This is a genomic window from Streptomyces sp. NPDC097129, assembly GCF_055668065.1.
Genome location: NZ_JBVOQE010000003.1, coordinates 137,340 through 161,234 on the forward strand (window position 1 = coordinate 137,340; position 23,895 = coordinate 161,234).

Sequence of the window (23,895 nt, forward strand, 5' to 3'; positions counted from 1 at the left end):
CCATGGAACCACTCTCCGCCGACGAAGACCCGGCAGCCGCCCTCCAGGCGATCTTCGACGAGGCGGGCGTCGACGGCTTCCTCCACGCCCGCGACGTCGACACCGATCGCGAGGTCGCCTTCCGCGCCGACGCCCCAGTCATCGTGGCGTCGATCCGCAAGATCCCGATCGCGCTCGCCTACGCCCGTCAGGCAGCCGCCGGACGGCTCGACCGGGCGGCACGGCACACGATCACCGCCGCCAACCGTGAGGGGGGCGGCATAGGCACCGACAGCTGTCTGCACGACGTCACGATGAGCACCCGTGACCTCGCGTTCTTCATGCTGTCCATGAGCGACAACGCGGCCACCGACAAACTCATGGAGATCCTCGGCACCGGCCATGTCCGTGCCCTCGCCGCCGAACTCGGCTGCCCCCGCCTGCCCGTGGGCCGCTACCGCGACCTGTGGGATCCCGTCTGGGAAGAACTGGGCCTGGACCCGGACGGCGACATCGACGCCCAGCTGGCGAAGGTCGGCGAGGAACGCATCCGCGATCTGACGATGCTCGACCCGACCCGTTCCGCCTCCAGCACCCCGCGCGAGATCACCTCCCTTCTCACCGCCATCTGGCGCGACCGGGCCGGGCCCGCTGCGGCCTGCGCGGAAGTGCGTGAGCTGATGAGCCGGCAACTGTCCACCCACCGCCTCATCGCCGGCTTCGACGCCGACGTCAGGGTCGCGGCGAAGAACGGCGCCCTGTGGGGTGTCCTCAATGAAGCCGGCGTGGCCGAGTACCCCGACGGTGGCCGCTACGCCGTGGCGGTCTTCCTGCGCACCCGTGCACTCGTCGGCCGCGACCCCGCCGCCGACGCCGCCATCGGACGCGCGGCACGCGCCGCGGTCGACCACTTGCGCCGCTTCCGGCCCCACACCACCCTGTGAGGAGACCACATGTCCACAGCCGCCCCGGCGACCGGCGACGAGCAGGTACGCACCAAGCTCTCGTACATCTTCACGCAAGCGGAGGCCGAGGGCTTCGTCCACGCCCGTGACATCGACACGGGCGCCGAATTCGGTTACGGCGCCGATTCCCGGGTCGTCCTCGCCTCGGTGTTCAAGATCCCCATCTGCCTGGAGTACGCCCGCCAGGCGGCCGAGGGTCACCTGGACCGGGCCGCACGGCACACGGTGACGGCGGCCTATCGAGCGGGCGGCAGCGGCACCGACGGATGCGCCCACGACGTCGAGATGAGCGCCCGCGACCTGGCATTCATGATGATGACGATCAGCGACAACGCCGCGACCGACCTGCTCTTGGACATCGTCGGACTCGACCGGGTGCGCACGATGCTGGACGGCCTCGGATGCGAAGGATTCGGTGTGTCCTCCTGCCGCGCCCTGGACGAGGACATCCGCCGTGAACTCGGGCTCGACCCCGACCGCTCGATCGACGACCAGCTCGGCGGCGTTCCCGATGAGCGGCTGATGGCCCTCGGTGCCGGCGACCCGGAGCGCAGTCCGTCCAGCACACCGCGGGAGGTGACCGCGCTGCTGGCCGCCATCTGGCGGGACGAAGCGGGCCCGGCGCACGCCTGTGCCGAGGTCCGGAGCATCATGAGCCAGCAGGTGTGGCAGCACCGCCTCGTCTCCGGATTTCCCGACAGCGGCGTGCGCCTCGCGGGCAAGACGGGCACGGATTTCACCGTCCGCAATGAGGCAGGCGTCATCGAGTATCCCGACGGCAAGCGGTACGCGGTGGGCGTGTTCCTGCGGACCTCGACCCCCCTCGACCGGCAGCCACGCGCGGACCGAGCCATCGGCCAGGCCGCCCGCGCCGTCATCGACCACCTGCGATCCTGACCGTCGAGCACGTCATGAGCCGTACCCCTGCCTGCCCCGGACCGCGAGCGCGGTCCGGGGCGTCGGCATGCCCGGGCACTGCTTCGACCGCATCGGCGGCACCCCACCGAGACCCTCTCTTGGGGCGGCGCTCCGAAACCGCACCCTGCACTTTGTCGTCCCGTCTGAATCATTTCCGGCCAGCAGTCGCGAATGTGGGGCCACCTTTCCGCCCCAAGGAGCTCCCTATGAAGAAAGCCCGAGCGGTTGCCGCCTGTCTCGCGGCGTCGCTGCTGGCCGCCGGCTGCGGCAGCGGCCAGGCCGGGTCGGCCGGTGGTGACGCCTTCAGCTTCGCGATCAAGAGCGATCCCGGAGTGCTCGATCCGGCCCTGGTGCAGAACACCACCACCTACACCGCGCTGTCGCTGGCCTACGACACGCTGGTGAACGTCGGCCCCGACGGCCGCATCGTCTCGGGCCTGGCAGAGAAGTGGGCGGTCAAGCCCTCCTCGGTCACCTTCACCCTGCGCCGCGGAGTCACCTGCGCGGACGGCAGCCCGGTCACCGCCGACACGATCGCCGCCAACGTCGCCCACCTCACCGACCCGGCCACCAAGTCCCCCGCGTACGGCGTCGTGGTTCCCGAGGGGCTGACCGCGAAAGCGGACGACGCCGCCGGCACCGTGACGTTGTCGACGCCCAAGCCGTTCGCGTTCATCCTGCAGAGCACCCGCTACCTCTTCACGGTCTGCGGCGCCGGGCTGAAGGACCGCTCCCTGCTGAAGAACGGCACCTCCGGCTCGGGCCCCTTCCAGCTCACCTCCGCCCGGCCGAACCAGAGTTACACCTTCACCCGCCGCAAGGACTACGCCTGGGGGCCGGGCGGGGCCACGGCATCCGACCCGGCCATGCCCGGCTCGGTCGTGCTGAAGGTCGTCGGCAGCGAGTCGACCGCGGCCAACCTGCTGCTCTCCCACCAGCTGAACGCCGCCCAGTTCTCCGGCCCGGACCGGGCCCGGGTGACCGACGTCCCCGGTATCACGACCACGGCCGAGCCCAACGGCACACAGGAGTTCTTCTTCCACCAAGGCAACGGGCACCCCGGCCACGACCCGGCCGTCCGCAAGGCCCTGCTGCAGGCGGTCAATCTGCACGACCTCGGGGCGATCGCCACCGCCGGAACCGGACAACGACCCACCGGGCTGGTCATGCAGCCGCGTCCCTGCCCCGGCGACACCGTCACCGGACACCTGCCCGCATTCGACCCGCACGCGGCCGAAGCAGCCCTCGACGCGGCCGGCTGGCACCGCTCCGGCAACGGCATCCGCAGCAAGGACGGCAAGAAGCTCACCATCCGGATGATCTACGGCACGTCCGCCGGGGAGACCATGGCGGCCGCGGCCGAGTACCTGGCCGACGCCTGGAAGAAGGCCGGCGTCGACGTCCGGCTGCGCGCCCTGTCGGACGCCGCCTACGGCGAGGTGGAAGCGGTCACCCAGGACTGGGACGTGGACTGGGCGCCGCTCGGCGTCACCCTGCCCACCCAGCTGCTCGGCGCGCTCTCCGGCCCCTTCACCCCCGACGGCGGCAACTTCGCCCACCTCACCAACAAGAAGTACGAGGACCTCACCGCCGCGGCGAGCAAGCTCCCGGGCACCTCGGGCTGCGCCGAGTGGGCGCGGTCGGAGAGCGCCCTGTTCGACAGCGGAGATCTCATCCCGGTCGTCGACAAGACCCTCACCACCGCAGCGTATGACGCCACCTTCCGCATCACGGCCGGGCTCTTCGACCCGACGTCGATCCGGATGACGGGAGCCGAGTCATGACCACCTTGCACGAACCGGCCGCGCAGGCTTCCGAGCGGCGACGGCGGACCCGTCGGCTGACCCCCATGTTCTTCGCCCGCCATGTGCTGCGGCTGGCCGTCTCACTCGCCGTGCTGGTCGTGGCGTCGTTCGCGATGATCCATTTGATTCCCGGTGATCCGCTGCGGCAGATGCTCGGCCCGACGGCTCCGAAGGAACTGGTCGACGCCCGCCGCATGGAACTCGGTCTCGACGACTCGCTGCCGACCCAGTTCGGGCACTACGTCCAGCATGTCCTCAGCGGCGATCTGGGGACGTCGTTCTTCTCCTCCCAGCCGGTGAGCGACATCATCGCCCAGGGCCTGCCCAACACCCTGGCGCTCGCGGTGCTCGCCACGCTCGTCGCGCTCGCCGTGGCGATCCCGCTGGGCATGTGGTCCGCCGTCCGCACGCACAAGGGACGCCGCCGCGGCACGGAGACGGCCTTCACCACCCTCACCGGGGCCGCTGTCGCCATCCCCGAATACCTCTACGGTCTCGCGCTGCTCCTTGTGTTCGCGCTGGGCCTGGGCCTGCTCCCGCCGGCCGGACTGACCGGCCCCGCCTCCTACGTCCTGCCCGTCACCGCCCTGGCGATCGCCCCGGCCGCGATGATCGCCCGCCTGGCACGCGTGGAGACCCTGCGTGAACTCGACACCGACTACATGCGCCTGGCCCAGGCCAAACGGCTGCCGGCCCGGCGTCTGTACGCGGTGCATCTGCTGCCCAACACCCTCACCGCGACCCTGACCATGGGCGGCCTGCTGCTCGGCGGGCTGATCACCGGCAGCGTGCTGGTGGAGAACGTCTTCGCCTGGCCGGGACTGGGACAGCGCACGGTCGAGGCCATCACGCAGAAGGACTATCCCGTGGCCCAGGCCATGATCCTCGTCTACGGCGCGCTGGTCCTCGTCATCAACTTCCTCGTCGACGTCCTCCTCGGACTCCTCGACCCCAAGTCCTCCCTGTCCGCCTCGACCCGCCAGGAGGGCTGATGCGCCGCCTGCTGAGAAACCCCACCGGCCTGCTCGGCGCCGGCCTGGTCGCCGTCATGATCCTGCTCGCCGTCATCGGCCCGCCGATCTGGGGCGACGCCGCCGCACGGATCGCGCCCCAGCAGATCAACCAGGGGGCTTCCGGAGCGCACCTGCTCGGCACGGACGCCCTCGGCCGGGATCTGCTCGCCCGCACCCTGGTCGCCGCCCGGCTCACCCTGGGCCTCGCCTTCCTCGCCACCCTGATCGGCACCGTGTGCGGAGTCCTGCTCGGGGCCCTGCCCTCCCTGCTGCCCCGCAGAGCCGGCCAGGCGGTCGTCGCCGCTGTCGACATCCTCGTCGCCTTCCCCGCCCTCCTGCTGGCGATGTTCACCGCGGTCGTCTCCGGGCTCGGCGCGCAAGGTGCCGTCCTGGGCATCGGAGTGGCGCTCGCCCCGACCTTCGCCCGGCTCACCCACACCCTGACCGCGTCCATCGCGGGCTCCGACTACATCGCGGCCGCCCGCATGCTGCAGGTCCCGCGTCGGCGGATCCTCACCCGGCACCTGCTGCCCAACATCGCCGAACCGCTCATCCTCAACACCGCGCAGTCCATGGGCGCCGCACTGCTGGGCCTGTCCGCGATGTCCTTCCTGGGCATGGGCGTACAGGCACCGTCCTACGACTGGGGACGGCTGCTGAACGAAGCCTTCGGGCACGTCTACGTCACCCCCTCGGTCGTGGTGGCTCCCGCCACCGCGGTCGCCCTCGCCGGGCTCGGGTTCATGCTGCTGGGCGACACCTTCGCCAAGGCCGCCGCGACCACCAGCGACCCGGTCGGCGAGCCCGTCGACCCCGCCGTCACCAGGGCCCAGGGCATCCCCGTGCGGGACGCCGTGCTCGAAGTCCGCGACCTGACCGTCTCCTTCCCCGGCGGCATCACCCCCGTACGCCAGGTCTCGCTGACCGTGCACCCGGGCGAGATCGTCGGCCTGGTCGGCGAATCGGGCAGCGGCAAGAGCATGACGGCCGCCGCCATCGGACAGATCGTGCCCTACCCGGGCCTGGCCGGCAGCGCACGCACCCGGCTGTGCGGCGTGGACCTGGACGGCTTGACCGGCGCAGAGCGACGCAAGTTGCTCGGCTCGTCGCTCGCGATGGTCTTCCAGGACCCCACCTCCTCCCTCAACCCCGCTCTGCGGGTGGGTGGCCAGCTCGCCGAGGTCGCCACCCTGCACGACGGCGCCACCCGCACCGAGGCGCGGGCCCGTGCGGTGGAACGGCTGCGCCGGGTGCACATCAAGGAGCCGGCGCAGGTCGTTCGCCAGTTCCCGCACGAACTGTCCGGCGGTATGCGCCAGCGCGCCGTCATCGCGATGGGCCTGATGGGCACGCCCCGGCTGATCATCGCCGACGAGCCGACCACCGCTCTGGACGTCACCGTTCAGCGAGAAGTGATCAAGGTGCTGCGGGAGGTCGTCGACGACAGCCAGGCCGGCGCCCTGTTCATCTCCCACGACATCGCCGTCGTCAGCGAACTGTGCGACCGCATCGCCGTGATGTACGCCGGCCGCATCGTCGAGGAACTGGCAGCCGACGCCCTGCACACCGCCCGGCACCCCTACACCCGGGCACTGATCGGCTCGTTGCCGGACATGGACACCGACCGCTCCCGCCCGCTCACCACCATCCCCGGGCGGCAGCCCTCACCGGCCGATGTCGGCGCCGGCTGCGCGTTCACCGACCGCTGCCCGCTGGCCACCGCCCGCTGCCGGACGAACCGCCCCGAACTCGCCACCACCGTCAACGGGCACGCGGTGGCGTGCTGGGAGGCATGATGAACATCGACGACCTCACCGTCCGCTTCGGCTCCTTCACCGCCGTGCAAAGTGTCAGCCTTCAGGTGCCCCAGGGGTCCGTGTGCGGGCTCGTCGGGGAATCCGGCTCGGGCAAGTCCACCCTCGCTCGTGCCGTGGCCGGCCTGACGCGCTACCAGGGCACGATCTCCGGCGTCGAACGCGGCCGGGTGCAGATGGTGTTCCAGGACCCGTACTCCTCACTCAACCCGCGTATGAGCATCGGCGACGCCATCGGGGAGGGCACCCGCGTACCGCGGACCCAGCAGCCGGCCGAGGTCGAACGGCTCCTGGACATGGTGTCGCTGCCGGGCACATACACGTCCAAGTACCCACGCGAGCTCTCCGGCGGGCAGCGTCAACGCGTCGCCATCGCCCGCGCGCTCGCCGCCCGGCCGGAGGTACTCGTCGCCGACGAGATCACCTCCGCGCTCGACGTCTCGGTCCAGGGCGCCGTGCTCAACCTCATCCGCGACCTGCGCGCCGAGCTCGGCCTGACCATGCTGTTCATCTCGCACAACCTCGCCGTCGTGCGCTACGTGTGCGACACCGTAGCCGTCATGCGCCACGGGCAACTGGTGGAGAACGGCCCCGTCGAGTACGTGATCGCCACCCCCCGGCACGAGTACACCCGCGCCCTGCTGGAGGCTGTTCCGCGCCTGACCCACGCCTGACCTTCCCTGCCCGGCCCGGCGGCCCGTCACGTGGACGGCCGCCGGGCCACCACTGCCCCCTCCCCTGTGAAAGGGCCCTGCCGTGTCCTTGGACCTGCATCGCCGAGCCGTCGTCGCCGACGCCCACAACGACCTCCTCATGGCCGTCGCCTCCCGGCCCCCGCAGCGCTGGGGCAGCTTCTTCCGGGAACGCTGGCTGCCCCAACTGCGCGAGGGCGGCATCGGCATCCAGGTCCTGCCGGTGTTCATCGACGACCAGTACCGCCCCGAGGGGGCGCTGCGGCAGACCCTCCGCATGATCGAATGCGCCCATGTCCTGGCCGAGGCCAACGCCGACCAGGTCACCCTGTGCGTCAACGGCGGCGACATCGACGCCGCGCTCGCCGAGGACAGGATCGCCCTCGTTCTCGCGCTGGAGAGCGCCCCCGGCGTCGACGCCTCCGTCGAACTGTTCTCCACCCTGTTCCGGCTGGGCGTGCGGATCGCCTCCATCGCCCACTGGGGCCGCACTCCGCTCGCCGACGGCAGCCGGGAGGACGCCACCGGCAGCCGGCTGACCGCACCCGGCATCCAGGCTCTGCGGGAGATGGAACGGCTGGGCATCCTCTTCGACATCTCCCATCTGGGGGCAAGCGGTGTCGCCCACGTCCTCGAACTCGCCACCCGGCCGCTGATCGCCACCCACTCCTGCGCCCGCGCCCTGCGCGATCACCACCGCAACCTCACCGACGACCAGATCCGCGGTGTGGCCGACACCGGCGGCGTGGTCTGCGTGAACTTCGTACCGGACTTCCTCACCGACGACCAGGCGAAGGTGAGCGTCGAGCGGATCGTCGACCACATCGAACACGTCATCTCGGTCGCCGGGATCGACCACATCGGCCTCGGGTCGGACTTCGTCCGCGAGGTCATGCAGGACGTCACCCCGCCCTGCTGCGAGAACCTCGACGACGAGGACCCGCTCTTCGAGTTCCCCGGCCTCGAAGGCCCGGCCGGCATGCCCCTGGTCACCGAGGCACTGATCCGTCGTGGCCTGCCCGAGGACGACATCCTGAAGATCCTCGGCGGCAACACCCGACGGCTCATGACCCAGCACATGGGCTGACCGCCCACCCAGCCGAGACGGTGCCCGGCAGGTCGAACGACCTGCCGGGCACCGTCGTACTCCGGCATTGGGTCCGCGGCACGAATCAGCCGCTCATGTTGTCACTGTGCCACCAACTCGGCCGCTACGTGCGTGCCTAGCGTGGCGGTCATCCCACCCTGGAGGCCACACTCGTGCCGCACGACCACGAACCCCTCTCCGCACCAGCGGACCAGGCGACCCTCGACGCCATGCTCACAGACCTCGAAGAACTCGTGACATGCGAGTCCTTCTCCGCCGACTACGCGGCCGTCGCCCGCAGCGCCCACGTGGTCGCCGCGCAGGGCCACCGCCTGCTCGGTACCCCGCCCCGCATCCTGGACATCGAGGGCGTCACCCACGTCCAGTGGACCTTCGGCACCCCGCGCCTCCTGCTGCTGGGCCATCACGACACCGTCTGGCCGATCGGCTCCCTCACCCCCCACCCCTGGTCGGTGGAGCAGGGCATCGCCCGCGGCCCCGGCGTCTTCGACATGAAGGCCGGCCTGGTGCAGATGTTCCACGCCCTGGCCTCGCTGCCCTCCCTCGACGGCCTGTGCGTCCTCGTCACCGGTGACGAGGAGACCGGCTCGGCCACCTCGCGCACGCTCATCGAGGACATCGCACGCCAGTGCTCGGCCACGTTCGTCCTGGAGCCCTCGGCGCCCGGCGGAGCCCTGAAGACCAGCCGCAAGGGCGTGTCCCTGTACGACATCACCGTCCACGGCCGCGCCGCCCACTCCGGGCTGGAACCGGAGAAGGGCGTCAACGCGGCCGTCGACATCGCCCACCAGGTCCTCGCGCTGCAGGCCGTTGCCGACACCGTCACCGTGTCCACCGGCCCCGGGACGACTATCACTCCCACGCTGATGTCGGCCGGCACCTCGAGCAACACGGTGCCCGCACGGGCCGACTTGAACGTGGACGTCCGCGTGCCCAACGCCGCAGCGCAAGAAGCGGTCGACCAGCTCATCAGGGCCCTGCAGCCGCAAACGCCCGGCGCCCGCCTGCAGATCGACGGCGGCCCCAACCGGCCGCCCCTGGACGCCGCCGCCTCCGAGAAGCTCTTCGCCCTGGCCACCGAGCAGGCTGAGCGGCTCGGCCTCGGCCCGCTGCGGCAGGCAGCCGTGGGCGGAGCCTCCGACGGCAACTACACCGCCGGGGCAGGCTGTCCCACGCTCGACGGCCTCGGTGCGGTCGGTGACGGCGCGCACGCCGACCACGAACACGTCCTCACCGCCACCATGCCGGCCCGCGCCCGGCTCCTGGCCCACCTCGTCGGAGCACTGCGATGAACGGACCCGCCATCCGTGAACTGCACACCATGGAGGACTTCGACACCGTCGCCCTCCTCTACGCCGACATCTGGGGGACCGAACCCGGCAACGGACCCATCTCCGCCGAGATCATGCGAGCGCTCGCCCACGCGGGCAATTACGTCGCCGGAGCATACGAGGACAGCCGGCTCGTAGGTGCGTCCGTCGCGTTCTTCGGCGACCCCCTGGGCGCCAGCCTCCACTCCCACATCACCGGCGCCGTCATGGGACGGGGCGTGGGCCTCGCCCTCAAGCTGCACCAGCGGCAGTGGGCGCTCGATCGCGGGCTGAAGCGCATCACCTGGACCTACGACCCGCTCATCCGCCGCAACGCCTACTTCAACCTGGTCAAACTCGGCGCCCGCCCCGAGGAGTACCTGGTCTCCTTCTACGGCGCGATGGACGACGCCATCAACGGCGGTGACGACTCCGACCGGGTCCTGACCGCCTGGGACCTCACCGCGCCTCCCCCGCCCGAGCTGTTCGACCTGCCCGGCGGCGCCGCACATGGTCTGCGCGACCACGACGGCCGCCCGGTGACGGCGGCGACCGACGCCGAGACCGTCCTCATCGACCTCCCCGACGACATCGAGGCCCTGCGCCGCACCGACCCCGGTGCCGCGCGGGCCTGGCGGCTGGCGCTGCGACAGACCCTGGGCGGCCTGCTCACCGAAGGCGCCCGCGTCATCGGCTTCCACGACCGCCGCCGTTACGTGGTCCAGCGCACCACAGCCCTTTCCTGACACTCTGCGAAGGAGCCACCTCATGAAGACGAAGATCTCCGACGTCGAGCTGCGCCGCATCGCGATGCCGCTCGTCACCCCGTTCCGCACGTCCTTCGGCGTGGAGACCAGCCGCGATGTACTGCTGGTCCACGTGGTCACCTCCGACGGTGAAGGCTGGGCCGAGTGCGCGGCGATGTCCGAACCCCGCTACTGCTCCGAGTACGTCGACGGCGCCCAGGACGTCCTGCGCAAGTTCCTCATCCCCGCCCTGCCGAAGGACGGGGTGGACGCACATCAGGTGGGACGGCTCCTGGAGCCCTTTACCGGCCACCACATGGCGAAGTCCGCGCTGGAGACAGCGGTGCTCGACGCCCAGCTCCGCAGTACCGGCGAATCCTTCGGCTCCTACCTGGGGGCCGACCGGGACCGGGTGCCCTGCGGCGTCTCGGTCGGCATCATGGACTCGATCCCCGAGCTCCTCAATGCTGTCGAGGGATACATCGCTGAGGGCTATGTCCGGATCAAGCTGAAGATCGAGCCCGGCTGGGACGTCGAGCCGGTACGCGCCGTACGCGAACGCTTCGGGGACGACCTGCTGCTCCAGGTCGACGCCAACGCCGCCTACACCCTCGTCGACGCCCAGCACCTCGCCAAACTCGACGACTTCGGCCTTCTGCTGATCGAACAGCCCCTGGCCAACGACGACATGGTCCAGCACGCCCAGCTCGCCAAGCTGCTGCGCACCCCGATCTGCCTGGACGAATCCATCGAATCCGCCGCCCACGCCGCCGCGGCCATCTCCCTGGGCGCCTGCTCCGTCATCAACATCAAGCCGGCCCGGGTCGGCGGCTACCTCGAAGCCCGCCGCATCCACGACATCGCCCGCGCCCACGGCATTCCCGTCTGGTGCGGCGGCATGCTGGAGACCGGCATCGGCCGCGCCGCCAACGTCGCCCTCGCCGCACTGCCCGGCTTCACCCTCCCCGGCGACACCTCCGGCTCACACCGCTACTTCGCCACCGACATCACCGAACCGTTCGTCCTCTCCGACGGCCACCTCGACGTCCCCACCGGCCCCGGCCTGGGCACGGAGCCGCTGCCGGACGTACTGGACGAGGTCACCACCTCAAGCGAATGGATAGCGCTGTAAGCGGACCGGCGGCCGGGATGCCCCGGGCCCGATCGGCCCGGGGCGGCCCGGGAGGGTGAAGACGTGCGTCCTGCTCATCTCATCGCGGGTGACGAATCCACTTCCTCGCATTCGGACCGGGCCACGAAGAACAACGGCCATCGGCTCTCCACACTGGAACCACCCCGACCAGGCGGCCCGGTACAGGTGCAGCACCGTCCCGGCGCGTTGGTCCCGTTCCTGCACTGCACCGGCCGCCACGCGTGAAGCTCACGTCGACAAGGGCAGGTCCGGGTGAGTGCAGGTCGACCATGCACTGCCTGCCTGCACTCACCCGGACCACCCATCCCAGCGGCGGGCAGGCGCCCTTGCCCTGTCCTCCACGACTGCGGCTCCGTAGAAGGTTCCATCTGATGTTCACTTCCAGCACCGCCTCGCCCATCACAGCCCCGTCCCTCCCCGCCGCGGCCGGCGCGGCATCGGGCGGCAGCCCCGGTGACGGCCCCCGCTCCTGGAGCGCGCGGCAGGCGCGCATGCTGCTGGCCTGCCGCCCGGAGAACGTCCGTGACACCCGCTGCTGGCTGCGGGCCGTCATGGCGGGGTGGGCGGTGTCCGAGGACAGCGCGGAGTCTGCGGTCCTGCTGCTGAGCGAGCTGGTCGGCAATGCCGTTCTGCACGCCCGGGAAACCTGCCGGTTGCTGGTCACCGCCCGGCTGCGGTGGGGCCTGGTGGTGTGCGAGGTCGAGGACCAGGACCCGGGCTGGGGACCCGGGCGCGCCGGCTGCGGTGCGGGAGAGGGCGGGGTTCCGGCAGGTCCCGAGCCGGTCGGGAGTGGGGCCGCGTCCCCGCGGGGCGGCCGGACGCCGGAAACTTCCGTCGAGGAACCGGCCGAGTCCGGCCGGGGGCTGCCGCTGCTGGACGCGCTCGCCAGCACGTGGGGCGTCCGCCGCCACAACCGGGGCAAGACCGTCTGGTTCATACTGCCGACACGCGACTGCCCGGACGCCCGCCCGGCCGTGGCGGCCGAGCCCGCGAAGGCGGAGCGGCGCAGCCGGTAGCTTCGAGAGCGGGGGCTCTTCGGTGACGTCATCGATGAAGCGCTTCTGTTCGGTCTGCTGGACCGTATCCGGATGTCCGGTCTGCTGATCGTGGGAATGCGACGGACTCCCCCACCACCGAGACAGTCCGTCTGGAACCGGCAAACCGTCCAAGATCGCCGATTCGGCCTTCCCTGATCAGAGCTTCACCCGCAGGCCGGCTATCAAAGCTTCACCGGCAGGCCGGCGCGGCCCTGGAAGCCGCCGCGGCGCCCCTGCCACGTGACCGTTCCTCCCGCGCGGCCGGCGTGAGCGGGGCGCGAGCCGCGCTCCGCACCCGCGGCATCGAGCAGAGCTTCCGGGGGATCAGGCCGGGCGACCCGCCGCATCAGAGGAACGGGGCCTCTCCTTCGCCGAGGAATGGCAAGGAAGTCGTGTCGTCGAAGGCGGCAAGCAGACGGATCCGGCATTCCTGACCGGTGGACAGGCGCAGACGCACCTCATCAGCGCTCTTCACGGCGACCGACAGGTCGTCGGGAACATGACGCAGGATGCCGCCCCACATGCCGGTGTCCGGCAGGAACACCGCCAGGTCGACGTCCACCGTGATCTGCCGATCGCCGAGGAGGAGCAGGGCATCCTCACAGCGCAGCTGCGATGCCATCTTTCCCCGTCCTCCCCTCGACAGCCCCTGGTCCTGGAAGACCAGGGGCACACTCGCCATGACAGGCGGAGACCTGCGGTGCCGACTGCCTCGCTCTGCTCATCGCCGGGCAAAACAGGGTCTGCAACCGCACGGTGCACGCATGCCGCCTCGCTCAACGGGCATCGCCGACGGCGGTCACGGCCTCGTCAATCGCGAGGGTCAACGCTCAGCCCACCGCTCCCGTCGGCAGGTCCGGCTCGGACAGCGCATCGGGGCCCGTCAGCGTCATAGGGCGGGCAAAGGCCACCCCCTGGGAACAGGCACTCTCCCGCCACACTCTCCCGCCTCTGCATCGGCTCACCCAGCAGGCCCCCACCCGTAGAATACCCCCCAGGGTATAGCTGTTAGGCTGAGTGTCCGATACCCCCGGGGGTACACCGTTCGAGAGGAGTCGTGAGCCGTGTTCTTCGTCGACACCCTGGAGTTCGAGGTCCTGGGCAATCGCAGCTACCTGGCCGGCGGACCCGACGCCGCGGTGGTCATGGACCCGCCGCGGGACATCGACCAGGTCATGGCCGCAGCGGCCCGCCGCGGGGTGCGCATCGCTTTCGTGGCCGAGACGCATGTGCACAACGACTACGTCACCGGCGGCCTGGAGCTGGCCCGCGTCACCGGCGCCCAGTACCTGGTGCCGGCCGGAGCGCACGTGTCGTTCACCCGCACACCGGTTACCGACGGCGACACCGTGACGGTCGATGAGGGCCTGGTCCTGCGCGCGATCGCCACTCCCGGGCATACGCCGCACCACACCGCCTACGCCCTGACCGAGGACGGGCGCGGTGTGGCGGCGTTCACCGGCGGGTCGCTGCTCATCGGCAGCGTGGGCCGCCCCGATCTGGTCGAGCCGCGACTGACCGAGCAGCTGGCCCGCGCCCAGCACGCATCCGCCCACCGGCTGGCCGGCGAGCTGGACGACGAGGTGCCGGTGCTGCCCACCCACGGGTTCGGCAGCTTCTGCTCCTCGTCTCAGACCGAGGGCGACGCGACCACGATCGGCAAGGAGCGCAAGACCAACGACGCGCTGACCCTTGACGTGGATACCTTCGTCGCTCGGATTCTCGCCGGGCTGGACGACGTGCCCGCCTACTACGCACACATGGGCCCGGCCAACACCGAGGGCCCCGCGCCGGTCGACCTCACCCCGCCGAGGCGTGCGGACGCCGGAGAGATCGCCTCACGGCTGGCCGCGGGTGAGTGGGTGGTGGACCTGCGCAGCCGTATGGCCTTCGCCGAGGGGCACGTGGCCGGCTCGTTGAACTTCGAGGGCGAGGGCAAGCTCGCCACGTACCTGGCCTGGCTCATCCCGTGGGGCAAGCCCATCACTCTGCTCGCCGAGACCCCGCAGCAGATCGCCGGCGCGCAGCGGGAACTCGTGCGGGTGGGCATCGACCGCCCGGCCGCCGCCGCTACCGGCGCCCCGGCCGGCTGGGTCCGTGAGGGCGAGCAGCTCGCTTCCTTCCCCCGCGCCCGCTTCGCCGATCTCGCCGATGTCCGTCAGCGCGGCGACGACGTGGTCGTCCTGGACGTGCGCCGGAACGCGGAGCGTGCGGGCGGCTACATCGACGACTCGGTCCACATCCCGATCCACGAGCTGCGCAGCCGCATGGGCGACGTGCCGCCCGGGGCGGTGTGGGTGCACTGCGCCGGCGGGATGCGTGCGGCGATCGCTGCCTCCCTGCTCGACGCCGCCGGCCGCGACGTGGTCGCCGTCGACGACGGCTTCGACGCCGCCACCGCGGCGGGACTGCCCCTCACCCGCCCCGAGGGCACCGACTGACACGCCCTACCGCACCACCTGCACGAAAGTGATCAACCGATGTTCTCGCTTCTTCGCCGCGGCCCCGGCCGCCTCACTCCCCAGCCGGCCCATCAGCAGACCAGCGACGGCACCGCCGTCCTGTTGGACGTACGTGAAACCCGGGAGTGGAACGCCGGGCACGCGCCCGGCGCGCTGCACCTGCCGCTTTCCCGTCTGCTGGCCGGGGCGTCACTCCCGGCAGCCGCGCAGGGCAAGCCAGTGATCACGATCTGCCGCTCCGGTCACCGTTCGCAGCAGGCCGCCAAGCTGCTGGCCGGACGCGGCGTTCAGGCCACGGACGTGACCGGCGGTATGACCGCGTGGGGGCGTGCGGGCCTGCCGGTCACCGGTGGCCGGGGCGGCAGCGGCGGTGTCATGGCGTGAGTGCTCTGATACTGGCCCTGGTCGCGGGGGCCGTGGTCGGGGTCGCGCTCGGCGCGCTCGGAGGGGGCGGCAGCGTCCTGGCCGTCCCGGCGCTGATCTACCTGCTGGGCTTCACCCCGGCCGCCGCCACCACCGCCAGCCTGATCATCGTGACCGCAACCTCGCTCACCGCCCTGTACGCCCACGCCCGCACCGGCAACGTCCGCTGGAAAGCCGGCGCCCTCTTCGCCGCGGCCGGACTCCTGCCCGCCGCGGCGGCCGGAGCCGCCGCATCCCGCCTGGCCCAGCCCGTGCTGACCGCCGCGTTCGCCGGCGTCGCCGCACTCGCCGCCGTCAAAATGCTCCGGCCCGGCTCCGCCGCCAACGGCTCGGAAGCCGGCGGAGCAAGGGCCGCCAAAGCCGCCGGCACCGGCGCTGGGCTGGGCGCGCTGACCGGACTGCTCGGGGTCGGTGGAGGCTTCCTCGCCGTCCCGGCCCTGGTCACCGTGCTGTCCTTCGAGATGCGGGCCGCCGTCGGCACCAGCCTGCTGGTCATCTCGGCGAACTCGCTGGCCTCGCTGGCCAGCCGCGGCGCCACCACCGTCGGCGTCAACTGGGCGGTCATCGCCCCCTTCACCGGGGCGGCGATCCTCGGCGCCTGGGACGGCAAACGCCTGGCCGCCAAGGTCACCGGCAACCTGCTGCAACGTACCTTCGCCGTCGTACTGCTGGGCGTGGCAGCCTTCATGCTCCTCGACGCCCTCAGCTGACAAGCCAGGCGGGCCATCGGGTGCCGTGGCACCAGGCTCAGGCCAGGGAAAGAAACAGCTTCTCCAGCCGGGTACGCATCTGCTCCCGGTCACCGGAAGCCGCCATGTCCGCATCGGTCAGGCAGTGCTGCAGACCGGTGGCGATGATCGCAAAACCCGCCTTGTCCAAAGCCCGGGACGCCGCCGCGAGCTGCGTGACCACGTCCTCGCAGTCCCGCCCCTCCTCGATCATCTTGATCACTCCGGCGATCTGGCCCTGCGCCCGGCGCAGCCGGTTGACCACCGTCTTCAGTTCCTCAGCCGCCATAGCCAGTTCCACGACCCACACTCCTTCGAGATACCCCCTTGGGTATCCTACCGAAGGGGGAACCCCGACCGAGCAAAGGAAAATCCCCCGTGGCACCCACCACCCTCACCGCCGACCAGGCCAACACCCGCCTGCACGAGCTGACCGTCATCGACGTGCGCACCCCCGGCGAATACGCCTCCGGCCACCTGCCCGGCTCCCTCAACATCCCCCTCGACCACCTCGATACCGCCCTCCCCGCCCTGAAGACCGCCGCCCAGCGCGGCGACCTCCTCATCGTGTGCGCCTCCGGCGCCCGCTCCGCCCAAGCCTGCCGGCACCTGGCCGACCACGGCATCACCGCAGCCACCCTCACCGGCGGCACCACCGCCTGGACCCAGCTCGGCCACGACACCCACCGCCGCGCCGGCACCCACACCGCCTGGCCCATGGACCGCCAAGTCCGCCTCGCCGCCGGATCGCTGGTCCTGACCGGCCTCATCGCCGGACACCGCTGGAATGCGGCCCGCTGGCTCTCCGCGGGCGTCGCCGGCGGCCTGGTCTTCTCCGCCCTCACCAACACCTGCGGCATGGCCAAGGTCCTCGCCAAACTCCCCCACAACCAGCCCAAGGCCACCGACCTGGACGACACCCTCGCCACCCTGACCGGCTGACGCCACCAAGCCCACGGGGCGCTGGCGGCATCTGTTCGGCGAGGCGGGCACACATGGAGCTGGCCGTCGCGGTGTGCTCGCCGCAGGGCGATACGGCGCTGTGGTCGCTGAAGTCGCGGGGGGCTGTCACGGTCTTGAGACCGTGCCCGGCTCAGGGCTCCAGCACAACCCTGCCGAAAACCTCCCCCGCGTCCATCGCGCGGTGGGCCAGCACCGCCTGCTCCAGTGGCAACACTTCGTGCACGACCGTGCGCAGGTCCCCCTGCGCAGCGTCGGCGAACTGGGACGACCGCACGGCCTGCCGGTCGGGGCTGGGCACGCTGTCAGAGCTGAACGTGGCGAACGACCATGACCGGCGGAAGGCGTCCATCAACCGCATGCCGAAGTCCGCCGGCGGCTGCCCAGCGACCACACCGACAGCCACATACCGCCCATTGGACTTCAACTTGTCCAGAAAAGAGGGCAGTTGGGGGCCACCTACGACATCGATCACCACGTCGAAGCCCGACGGCGCGTCCGGGCCGCCCTCGCCGGAGCGGTCAAGGACATGGGTCGCGCCCAGGTCCCGCAGGCGGGCGCCACGCTCCGCCGACGAGGTGGTGACCGCCACCGCGCTCGCGCCGTCACCGGCTGCGAGCTGGACCGCCGTAATCCCGATGCTGCCCGCCGCACCGCGCACGAGCACCGTCTCACCGGGCGTGAAGCGGGCCCGGTCCAGGGCGAAGTGAGCGACCACGCCGGACCCGCCGAGGGTCACCGCGTCGGCACCGGTCAGGCCGACGGGCAGCGCAAGGACGTCCTCGACCGCCGCGACGGCCTGCTCGGCATACCCACCGGACAGGCCCGTGTACGCCCACACCCGCCGCCCGATCCACGAGGCGTCCACCCCTTCCCCCACCGCTGTGACCCTTCCCGCGACCTCGCTGCCGAGGACATGGCCCTCCCGGAAGCCATAGGCGGCAATGGTTCCCCGGCGGATCACGGCGTCCACGCCGCCTACCCCGATCGCCTCCGTGGCGATCTGCACCTGCCCCGGGGCGGGAACGGGCACAGGCACATCGACGACCTCCAGGCCGTCAGGGTCTCCGAACGTCCTGATCACGACGGCTTTCATCTGTACTCCTCGGGTCGGTGGAGGGATGGATCGCAGTTGCCCCGGCCGTGGGCGTCGAGCCGCCCCCACAGCCGGGACATCACCGGCGACGCGCCGGGACGGGGCGGCAGCACCCGCCATCGGACCGTAACGGACGCCCCCGTCCCCTTGGCTAAAGTGAGAAACGATGACCCAGCATTTGCCTCGGACCGTGCGCTCCGACGCCCGCGACAACCGGGCCCGCATCCTGGACGCCGCCCGTGCGGTGTTCGGCGAAGAGGGCCTGAGTGCGCCCATGCGCGCGGTCGCCCGGCATGCCGGTGTCGGCCCCGCCACGCTGTACCGGCACTTCCCGACCAAGCAGGAACTGATCGCGGAGACCTTCGCCGAGCAGCGGCGAGCCTGCCACGCCGCTGTCCTCGACGCCGTCGCGGACGCGGACCCGTGGCACGGATTCCAGCACCTGATCGAGCGGATCTGCGAGCTCCACGCACACAGCCGGGGATTCGCCGACGCCTTCATGGCAGCCTTCCCCGAGGCCATGGACTTCGCCGCCGACCGGGAGCGGATTCTGCACGCGGTCGGCGAACTGGCCCGCCGCGCCCAGGAGACCGGCCAGCTGCGCCCCGGCTTCGTCGTCGACGACCTGATCCTCATGCTCATGGCCCACCGGGGCCTCCAAGACACGCCGCGTGCCGCCCGTGTCACGGCCTCCCGCCGCTTCGCCGCCTACGTGATCGAGGCGTTCCGCGCCGTACCAGAGACGGGAGCGCCTGCGCCGCTGCCCCCAGCACCACGCCTGCAGCTCACGCACTCGCCCATCACGCCATGAATCCGTCACCCGGATCCGACCTGGCGGGCTGCGGAACCGTCTGCGGAGCAGGAACGTCGCTCCGAACGCGGCGACGACTGCTGCTCTTGGCGGTCGTAGGCGGTCAGTGCACGCATGACTGGCCGGCCGCGTAGGAAGCCGGCTCCTCTCATCAGGCTCCTTGGAATCGATCACCTAGGCTGGCGCGGTGACTGATGAGCAGGAGCGGGTGCAGCCGTCGGGAGTGTGGGCCACGGCGGTGGGGGTGGCCAGGGTGCGGGCGTTGGAGACCGAGCGGGAGAACGCGCTGTTCCGCGACCCACTGGCACAGGCCTTCGCCAGCGCCGGCGGCCTGTGGCCCTCCTCGCCGCCGCTGCCCGATGACGAGGCCGCGCGACGCCGCCGGCTGGCCGTGTCATTCTCCATCGTGATCAGGACGAGGTTTCTCGACGACCTGTTGCAGCAGGCCTCCGCGTCCGGTGTCCGGCAGGTCGTGCTGCTCGGCGCTGGCATGGACAGCCGGGCCTTCCGGATGGACTGGCCCGAGGGCACCCGGCTGTTCGAGGTCGACACCGCCCCTCCACTGGACTTCAAGGCTTCGGTGCTGCGCCAGGAGCGGGCCGTCGCGCGCTGCGAGCGGATCACCGTCGCGGTGGATCTGCGTGAGGACTGGCCAGGCGCGCTGGCCGCCGCAGGGCACGACCCGGCGGTGCCGACCGTGTGGATCGCCGAAGGACTGCTGATCTACCTGCCCGAGGACGCGGTGGAGCTGCTGCTGGCCCGGATCAGCGCACGGTCCGCGGCAGGCAGTCGGATGGGGCTGACGTTGGGCTCGCGCGGCGTGATCGAGCGCTTCGGCGCGGACGCCGTGCCGGGGTCGGCGGCGTCCATGTGGGTCTCGGAGATGCCCGACGACCCGGTGGGCTGGCTGGCCGGACACGGCTGGGAGGCGAGCTGCCACACCCTGCGCGAACGCGCTGCCGCCTACGGCCGCCCGATCAGCACCCCGCCGCAGCGCGAGGAGCGGCCGGGCGGACTGGTCTCGGCGGTCCGCCGGTAGAGCGCCTCCCCCTTCCCCTGGATGAGCGATTCCAAAGGGCCCGACGGGTGGAGCGAGGTTCATGCGCGGCCAGCCGGTCATGCGCGCACTGACCCCCTACGACCACTGAAGTCCGCCCGCAAACTGCCCGGAGTAATGGTCAAATTCTGTGGATCTGATCAGCCTGGTCGGATTTCCCAGGCCGGCCGCTGGAGCTCGTCGTTGTGGACGATGATGTCGGCGTGATCTGTTGGGCGGGCCGTGGCGAAGTAAAGCTTCTGGGAGGGGATGTAACGGTTGTGCCAGGCCCGCTCGATCTCGGTTGTGCTGGCCGCGGATCCGGCCAGCGCCTCCCCTCGGGTCTGGGCGCGATCTAGCGTCCGTTCGAACGTGACAGACACGAAGATGCTGAGGTCCCAACGGTCGGCCAGCTCCGGGCGCAAGAGGAAGACGCCGTCGAAGAGCAGCACGGCGTCCGCGGGTGCTTCGGTGATGGGGAGACACAGTGCGGTGTCGGTGCCTCGGTCGTAGACCGCCTGCTGGAACTTTCGGTCACCGGTTGGGCCCAGCGGGTCGAGTAGGACCTGGCACATCGTGTCGTGATCGTGGCTGTCGAAGTAGCAACCCTCGGGCGAGTACTCGCCGCGCTGATAGCGCTGCGCCTTGGGGAACAGGAAGCCCTCGATCGTCGCGCGGATGACTTCGCGGCCCTGTGCGCGCAGGACAACGGCGAGTTCGTCGGCCAGGGTCGTCTTGCCAGCGGCAGGCGGCCCGTCGATGGCGACGCGCACTGGGTGCCCGACCGTGACGGACTCAATCGTCTCGGCCAGGCGGCTCAGGAGTTCGCCGCGGGTGCCGTTGTCCATGGTCTGCCACCGTCCTTGTCTCGGTGATACGAGCACACTCTATGGCCGGTCACTGCGTGTCAGGCTGCGTCGACGCGGCGGCGTTCGCGGCTCACCGCGACTCCGACCACTTCCGCGAGATCGGCCTTGCCCGGCTGATGCCGCGTACGACCGCACGCGACGTGCGGATGTGTGACCAGCCGAGTGAGATCCGGCCTGCGGAATGATGGCCGCGCCCCGGCTTGCCGATCGTTCCGAAGTCGCAGAACACCAAGTCGAAGCTGTCGGCGGCGAAGGGGAGGTGTTCGGCGGCGCCTTGCACCAGCGGGTAGCGCGCCACTCCCATCACGCGGGCTGTGCGGCGAGTTGGGCTTCGGACAGGTCGAGCCCGACCACGCTGGCGCCCTCGGCGGCGAGCACCCTGGACCACTGGCCGGCGCCGCAGCCGAGTTCGAGGACGCACTCTTGCCGGACCAGGGCGTGCAGGTGCGCGTCGGGGATGGAGTACATGCCCCACAGCCGGGGTGTGGCGCCGATGTGTGGGTCCTGCTCGTGCTGGTAGGCGCTGCTGATCTGGTTCCAGAGCCGCCGGTTGGCGGGGATGCTGTCCACGTGCCGACTCCAACGCTGCCTGCCGGGGGCGGTCAACACGATTAGGGCACTGACCGGCCCTCGCCTCGGTCCGGCCCTGGCTCGGCCCATGACCCGCCGGACGAGCCCTAACCGGATGGGCCGCAGTGGCCTCTGCGCTGCTCCTCGTGTCCTGTACTTCAGGTGCCAGCGAGGACAAAGCTGCCGACCACTCCCCCTCGATCGTGCCGAGCCACTCCGCGACGGCGGCAAAGACGGACGAGAAGAAGCTCACTGCCCAGGCCCAGGCTGCCCGACGAGCGGCGAGATTCCGATGAGGTGTCCGGCGGAAGGCCCGGGGCTTTCGAAGACCCGCGACTCCTGGCCGCTGTTCACGGCGGCCGACTGGTCGAAGCCGGAGCGGAGCGGGTGGCCGACAGAATCCACACCGAGCCCGACCTGAGCACGGGAAAGACCTACAAAGCTCAGCCTGGTCTGCTACGGCAGCGGCAGCGCGCGGCTGACGTTCAAGCCAGCGAACGCAGGCACCACGACCATAGTGCCGTGTGACCAATCAGTGGTGCAGCAGCGGATCACTGGACAGAAACCGCTGCGCATCGACGTTGAGGGAGCTCAGGGGCGTCGGGAGTGGTTGCCTGGAGAATCGACCCAATGTGACCCGCAGCGGGCCTTGTCCCTCGTCGTCCTCGTTCTGGCATACGGGTACTCGTTCTGCCACCGGGACAGCCTGGCGATACCGCGTCGTCCGCACCGGCATCCTACGGCGCGTTACCACAGAGGAAATAGGTTCTCGTGGCGCTATGCGCTGGGGTCACGGAGGCCTACGGCGTCGTGCCGCCAGAACGGGTCTGCATAGACCAGCGTCCCTGTCATCCATGGCTCGTACGCCGGGAGTCTGAGGGCCTGGAAGGCGCCATCCGGAATGCGCAGGGAGGGCTTGCGAAAGCCCTGGTCGCCACCGGGCGTGAAGCCGAAACGGGAGTAGTAGCCCGGATCGCCCTCCAGGAACACCAGGGGGACAGCCCGCTCAGTGAGGGTCTTCAGTCCGTGTCGGACCAGGGCCGAGCCGATACCACGCTTGTGATGCTCGGGCATGACGGCCAAGGGGCTGAGTACGTGCACTTCAACCAGTCGCCGTTGGGCATCGAGCAGACTGCGGGTGAACATGACGTGTCCGGCGATCTCCCCGTCGAGCTCGGCGATCAGTGAGAGACCGCCGGTGGGCGTGATCGTGCCCCGCAGGGTGTCGACCAGGTCGGCCACGACAAGACCATGGTCACCGAACGCCCGCAGGTGGATGTCCCGCACAGACTCTCTGTCGCTCGGAAGTTCTTCGCGAAGATTCATGACCGGAGAGTACGGACCCGTCCCAGTCGCTCGCCGAGGGTTTTGGAGCCCAACGATGCGCGGATGGATCGGTGTCACAGAGTTGCACACCACACACAGCGTCCGAACGGCGCGTCACATGACCGCGGAACAAAGGCTCCGCGGTCGGCCAGGCCCGTTAAGCGCAGGTCGGCGAAACGAACCGGTCGGCGGAAGTTCAAGCCGCAGCGCCGTACGCCGACCGCGGCACGACTTCGACAGTAGCGCCGTCAAGGAAAGGGTCGCCGTTGTTCACCCGAGCCCGCAATGCCCAGGACGCCGGCAGTCCTGGGCACTTCACGGCACCTTCTGGGCTGCAGTGCCCGGGCCGGGCACTGCGGCGGCAGGTCGGAACCGTCCTGCCTGGCAACAGCAGCCGTTATCCCCAGCGGCTGCACTTCTGCGGGTCGTACCAGTCTGCCTTCCCGAGGCAGACCCGCACCAGCACTCGGTTCTTCTTGCGGTACGTGAAGCGCACCGGCTTCGCGGTTCCCTTGGGGCAGGCGTTCGAGCCGACGCTGTACACGGTGCCGTCCACCCAGACTTGGGCTTTCGCGCAGTACCCGTCGGCCTTGGTGTCCTCGACGTACCCCGACACCTGGCCGTTGTAAGGCCCGCGGCCTGTCCATGAGATGTCCATGCTGCCAAAGGCACCACTGGTGGACACCTTGGCGTTCCGGACTGCCTGGGCGCTCGAGGCGTCCGCGCTCGCTGACGGTGCCATGGCAGCCGTAGCCGTCAGCAGCGCCAGAGTGCTCCCTGTCACCCATGCTTTCCGCAGATCCATGTTCCCTCCCCGATAAGTGGTCAAGCACGAAGTTACGGCTGCAACTGAGGGAGGGCATTCACCGCAGGGTTGGTGTCCATCTACCCCGCACGGTGGAGGGACCCCGCGCATACACCCACAGCGGTACCGCATACGGCTCAGTCCACCGGCTCCGCGTCCGCAGGGACGAGGATGCACTCAGCGGCCGGTTTCCTGCCGCGGTGCGAGGCGAGTTGCTGCCGGCGGTGCAGCTGCTGGTCCTGAAGGTGGCGCAGCAATTCGGCATGTCG

25 protein-coding genes are annotated in these 23,895 nt (G+C 70.5%); 17 read left to right on the forward strand and 8 right to left on the reverse strand.

Annotated elements, in window-relative coordinates:
• Positions 1-2 precede the first annotated feature (2 nt).
• The 11 genes from AC0B9F_RS11260 to AC0B9F_RS11310 all read left to right on the forward strand — a co-directional run bounded on the left by AC0B9F_RS11260 (position 3) and on the right by AC0B9F_RS11310 (position 12,519).
• Positions 3-923, forward strand: a complete 921-nt coding sequence (locus AC0B9F_RS11260; RefSeq protein ID WP_472001166.1) for a serine hydrolase — start codon at positions 3-5, stop codon at positions 921-923.
• Positions 924-932: 9 nt separating this feature from the next.
• Positions 933-1,841: a serine hydrolase gene (locus AC0B9F_RS11265; protein WP_472001167.1), complete on the forward strand. Its 909-nt coding sequence runs from the start codon at positions 933-935 to the stop codon at positions 1,839-1,841.
• 227 nt (positions 1,842-2,068) lie between these two features.
• The gene (locus AC0B9F_RS11270; RefSeq protein WP_472001169.1) at positions 2,069-3,646 is read left to right on the forward strand and encodes an ABC transporter substrate-binding protein; all 1,578 of its coding nucleotides are present in this window, start codon (positions 2,069-2,071) and stop codon (positions 3,644-3,646) included.
• Positions 3,643-4,659, forward strand: a complete 1,017-nt coding sequence (locus AC0B9F_RS11275) for an ABC transporter permease (RefSeq protein WP_472001171.1) — start codon at positions 3,643-3,645, stop codon at positions 4,657-4,659. The genes AC0B9F_RS11270 and AC0B9F_RS11275 overlap by 4 nt, the downstream gene beginning before the upstream one ends.
• Positions 4,659-6,476 carry a dipeptide/oligopeptide/nickel ABC transporter permease/ATP-binding protein gene (locus AC0B9F_RS11280; RefSeq protein ID WP_472001172.1) on the forward strand — a complete coding sequence of 606 codons (1,818 nt, stop codon included), beginning with the start codon at positions 4,659-4,661 and terminating at the stop codon, positions 6,474-6,476. Before AC0B9F_RS11275 ends, AC0B9F_RS11280 begins: the two co-directional genes overlap by 1 nt.
• Complete coding sequence (locus AC0B9F_RS11285; protein WP_472001173.1) at positions 6,476-7,168, forward strand: ABC transporter ATP-binding protein; 693 nt, start codon at positions 6,476-6,478, stop codon at positions 7,166-7,168. The genes AC0B9F_RS11280 and AC0B9F_RS11285 overlap by 1 nt, the downstream gene beginning before the upstream one ends.
• An 82-nt stretch (positions 7,169-7,250) precedes the next feature.
• Positions 7,251-8,273 carry a dipeptidase gene (locus AC0B9F_RS11290; RefSeq protein ID WP_472001175.1) on the forward strand — a complete coding sequence of 341 codons (1,023 nt, stop codon included), beginning with the start codon at positions 7,251-7,253 and terminating at the stop codon, positions 8,271-8,273.
• 230 nt (positions 8,274-8,503) lie between these two features.
• Positions 8,504-9,586 (forward strand): M20 family metallopeptidase, encoded by a 1,083-nt coding sequence (locus AC0B9F_RS11295; protein WP_472002115.1) that lies wholly within the window; start codon positions 8,504-8,506, stop codon positions 9,584-9,586.
• Positions 9,583-10,350 (forward strand): GNAT family N-acetyltransferase, encoded by a 768-nt coding sequence (locus tag AC0B9F_RS11300; protein WP_472001176.1) that lies wholly within the window; start codon positions 9,583-9,585, stop codon positions 10,348-10,350. The genes AC0B9F_RS11295 and AC0B9F_RS11300 overlap by 4 nt, the downstream gene beginning before the upstream one ends.
• 22 nt (positions 10,351-10,372) lie before the next feature.
• Positions 10,373-11,482, forward strand: a complete 1,110-nt coding sequence (gene menC / locus AC0B9F_RS11305; protein ID WP_472001177.1) for an o-succinylbenzoate synthase — start codon at positions 10,373-10,375, stop codon at positions 11,480-11,482.
• A gap of 392 nt (positions 11,483-11,874) precedes the next feature.
• Positions 11,875-12,519, forward strand: coding sequence for an ATP-binding protein (locus AC0B9F_RS11310; RefSeq protein ID WP_472001178.1), 645 nt, complete (start codon positions 11,875-11,877; stop codon positions 12,517-12,519).
• A 367-nt stretch (positions 12,520-12,886) separates the two neighbouring features.
• Here AC0B9F_RS11310 and AC0B9F_RS11315 read toward each other — a convergent pair whose 3' ends face one another.
• Positions 12,887-13,162, reverse strand: coding sequence for a hypothetical protein (locus AC0B9F_RS11315; RefSeq protein ID WP_472001179.1), 276 nt, complete (start codon positions 13,160-13,162; stop codon positions 12,887-12,889).
• Positions 13,163-13,604: 442 nt separating this feature from the next.
• On the opposite strand from AC0B9F_RS11315, the gene AC0B9F_RS11320 reads away from it, so the two are divergent.
• Genes AC0B9F_RS11320 through AC0B9F_RS11330 form a run of 3 tightly spaced genes read left to right on the forward strand, consistent with a single transcriptional unit; the run spans position 13,605 to position 16,135 of the window.
• Positions 13,605-14,981 carry an MBL fold metallo-hydrolase gene (locus AC0B9F_RS11320; RefSeq protein WP_472001180.1) on the forward strand — a complete coding sequence of 459 codons (1,377 nt, stop codon included), beginning with the start codon at positions 13,605-13,607 and terminating at the stop codon, positions 14,979-14,981.
• Between the two features lie 39 nt (positions 14,982-15,020).
• Positions 15,021-15,386, forward strand: coding sequence for a rhodanese-like domain-containing protein (locus tag AC0B9F_RS11325; protein ID WP_472001182.1), 366 nt, complete (start codon positions 15,021-15,023; stop codon positions 15,384-15,386).
• Positions 15,383-16,135 carry a sulfite exporter TauE/SafE family protein gene (locus AC0B9F_RS11330; RefSeq protein ID WP_472001183.1) on the forward strand — a complete coding sequence of 251 codons (753 nt, stop codon included), beginning with the start codon at positions 15,383-15,385 and terminating at the stop codon, positions 16,133-16,135. The genes AC0B9F_RS11325 and AC0B9F_RS11330 overlap by 4 nt, the downstream gene beginning before the upstream one ends.
• A gap of 37 nt (positions 16,136-16,172) precedes the next feature.
• Here AC0B9F_RS11330 and AC0B9F_RS11335 read toward each other — a convergent pair whose 3' ends face one another.
• On the reverse strand, positions 16,173-16,454 hold the full coding sequence (locus AC0B9F_RS11335; protein WP_010358257.1) for a metal-sensitive transcriptional regulator: 282 nt from the start codon (positions 16,452-16,454) through the stop codon (positions 16,173-16,175).
• Between the two features lie 77 nt (positions 16,455-16,531).
• On the opposite strand from AC0B9F_RS11335, the gene AC0B9F_RS11340 reads away from it, so the two are divergent.
• Positions 16,532-17,095 (forward strand): rhodanese-like domain-containing protein, encoded by a 564-nt coding sequence (locus tag AC0B9F_RS11340; protein ID WP_472001185.1) that lies wholly within the window; start codon positions 16,532-16,534, stop codon positions 17,093-17,095.
• Between the two features lie 151 nt (positions 17,096-17,246).
• Here AC0B9F_RS11340 and AC0B9F_RS11345 read toward each other — a convergent pair whose 3' ends face one another.
• On the reverse strand, positions 17,247-18,209 hold the full coding sequence (locus AC0B9F_RS11345) for a zinc-binding dehydrogenase (RefSeq protein ID WP_472001187.1): 963 nt from the start codon (positions 18,207-18,209) through the stop codon (positions 17,247-17,249).
• 166 nt (positions 18,210-18,375) lie between these two features.
• Here AC0B9F_RS11345 and AC0B9F_RS11350 point away from each other — a divergent pair, with 166 nt between their 5' ends.
• The gene (locus AC0B9F_RS11350; protein WP_472001189.1) at positions 18,376-19,020 is read left to right on the forward strand and encodes a TetR/AcrR family transcriptional regulator; all 645 of its coding nucleotides are present in this window, start codon (positions 18,376-18,378) and stop codon (positions 19,018-19,020) included.
• A gap of 223 nt (positions 19,021-19,243) precedes the next feature.
• The gene (locus AC0B9F_RS11355) at positions 19,244-20,059 is read left to right on the forward strand and encodes a class I SAM-dependent methyltransferase (RefSeq protein WP_472002117.1); all 816 of its coding nucleotides are present in this window, start codon (positions 19,244-19,246) and stop codon (positions 20,057-20,059) included.
• A gap of 158 nt (positions 20,060-20,217) precedes the next feature.
• On the opposite strand, the gene AC0B9F_RS11360 is transcribed toward AC0B9F_RS11355, so the two are convergent.
• From AC0B9F_RS11360 to AC0B9F_RS11380, 5 genes are all read right to left on the reverse strand, one after another.
• Entirely contained in the window at positions 20,218-20,904 is a 687-nt protein-coding gene (locus AC0B9F_RS11360; protein WP_472001191.1) for a cytidylate kinase family protein, read from the reverse strand.
• A gap of 91 nt (positions 20,905-20,995) precedes the next feature.
• Positions 20,996-21,223, reverse strand: coding sequence for a hypothetical protein (locus AC0B9F_RS11365; RefSeq protein WP_472001193.1), 228 nt, complete (start codon positions 21,221-21,223; stop codon positions 20,996-20,998).
• Between the two features lie 5 nt (positions 21,224-21,228).
• Positions 21,229-21,495, reverse strand: a complete 267-nt coding sequence (locus AC0B9F_RS11370; protein WP_472001195.1) for a class I SAM-dependent methyltransferase — start codon at positions 21,493-21,495, stop codon at positions 21,229-21,231.
• 777 nt (positions 21,496-22,272) lie between these two features.
• Entirely contained in the window at positions 22,273-22,821 is a 549-nt protein-coding gene (locus tag AC0B9F_RS11375; protein ID WP_472001197.1) for a GNAT family N-acetyltransferase, read from the reverse strand.
• 397 nt (positions 22,822-23,218) lie between these two features.
• A complete protein-coding gene (locus tag AC0B9F_RS11380; protein WP_472001199.1) occupies positions 23,219-23,437 on the reverse strand; it encodes a hypothetical protein in 219 nt (72 codons plus the stop codon).
• Between the last annotated feature and the right edge of the window lie 458 nt (positions 23,438-23,895).

What these genes read in the sequence shown, in the direction of transcription:
- AC0B9F_RS11275 (WP_472001171.1), top strand. Translation starts at nt 3,643, where the DNA reads ATGACCACCTTGCACGAACCGGCCGCGCAGGCTTCCGAGCGGCGACGG.
- AC0B9F_RS11265 (WP_472001167.1), top strand. Translation starts at nt 933, where the DNA reads ATGTCCACAGCCGCCCCGGCGACCGGCGACGAGCAGGTACGCACCAAG.
- AC0B9F_RS11360 (WP_472001191.1), bottom strand. Translation starts at nt 20,904, where the DNA reads ATGGACAACGGCACCCGCGGCGAACTCCTGAGCCGCCTGGCCGAGACG.
- AC0B9F_RS11325 (WP_472001182.1), top strand. Translation starts at nt 15,021, where the DNA reads ATGTTCTCGCTTCTTCGCCGCGGCCCCGGCCGCCTCACTCCCCAGCCG.
- AC0B9F_RS11345 (WP_472001187.1), bottom strand. Translation starts at nt 18,209, where the DNA reads ATGAAAGCCGTCGTGATCAGGACGTTCGGAGACCCTGACGGCCTGGAG.
- AC0B9F_RS11300 (WP_472001176.1), top strand. Translation starts at nt 9,583, where the DNA reads ATGAACGGACCCGCCATCCGTGAACTGCACACCATGGAGGACTTCGAC.
- AC0B9F_RS11260 (WP_472001166.1), top strand. Translation starts at nt 3, where the DNA reads ATGGAACCACTCTCCGCCGACGAAGACCCGGCAGCCGCCCTCCAGGCG.
- AC0B9F_RS11310 (WP_472001178.1), top strand. Translation starts at nt 11,875, where the DNA reads ATGTTCACTTCCAGCACCGCCTCGCCCATCACAGCCCCGTCCCTCCCC.
- AC0B9F_RS11375 (WP_472001197.1), bottom strand. Translation starts at nt 22,821, where the DNA reads ATGAATCTTCGCGAAGAACTTCCGAGCGACAGAGAGTCTGTGCGGGAC.
- AC0B9F_RS11315 (WP_472001179.1), bottom strand. Translation starts at nt 13,162, where the DNA reads ATGGCATCGCAGCTGCGCTGTGAGGATGCCCTGCTCCTCCTCGGCGAT.
- AC0B9F_RS11270 (WP_472001169.1), top strand. Translation starts at nt 2,069, where the DNA reads ATGAAGAAAGCCCGAGCGGTTGCCGCCTGTCTCGCGGCGTCGCTGCTG.
- menC (WP_472001177.1), top strand. Translation starts at nt 10,373, where the DNA reads ATGAAGACGAAGATCTCCGACGTCGAGCTGCGCCGCATCGCGATGCCG.
- AC0B9F_RS11350 (WP_472001189.1), top strand. Translation starts at nt 18,376, where the DNA reads ATGACCCAGCATTTGCCTCGGACCGTGCGCTCCGACGCCCGCGACAAC.
- AC0B9F_RS11280 (WP_472001172.1), top strand. Translation starts at nt 4,659, where the DNA reads ATGCGCCGCCTGCTGAGAAACCCCACCGGCCTGCTCGGCGCCGGCCTG.
- AC0B9F_RS11295 (WP_472002115.1), top strand. Translation starts at nt 8,504, where the DNA reads ATGCTCACAGACCTCGAAGAACTCGTGACATGCGAGTCCTTCTCCGCC.
- AC0B9F_RS11285 (WP_472001173.1), top strand. Translation starts at nt 6,476, where the DNA reads ATGAACATCGACGACCTCACCGTCCGCTTCGGCTCCTTCACCGCCGTG.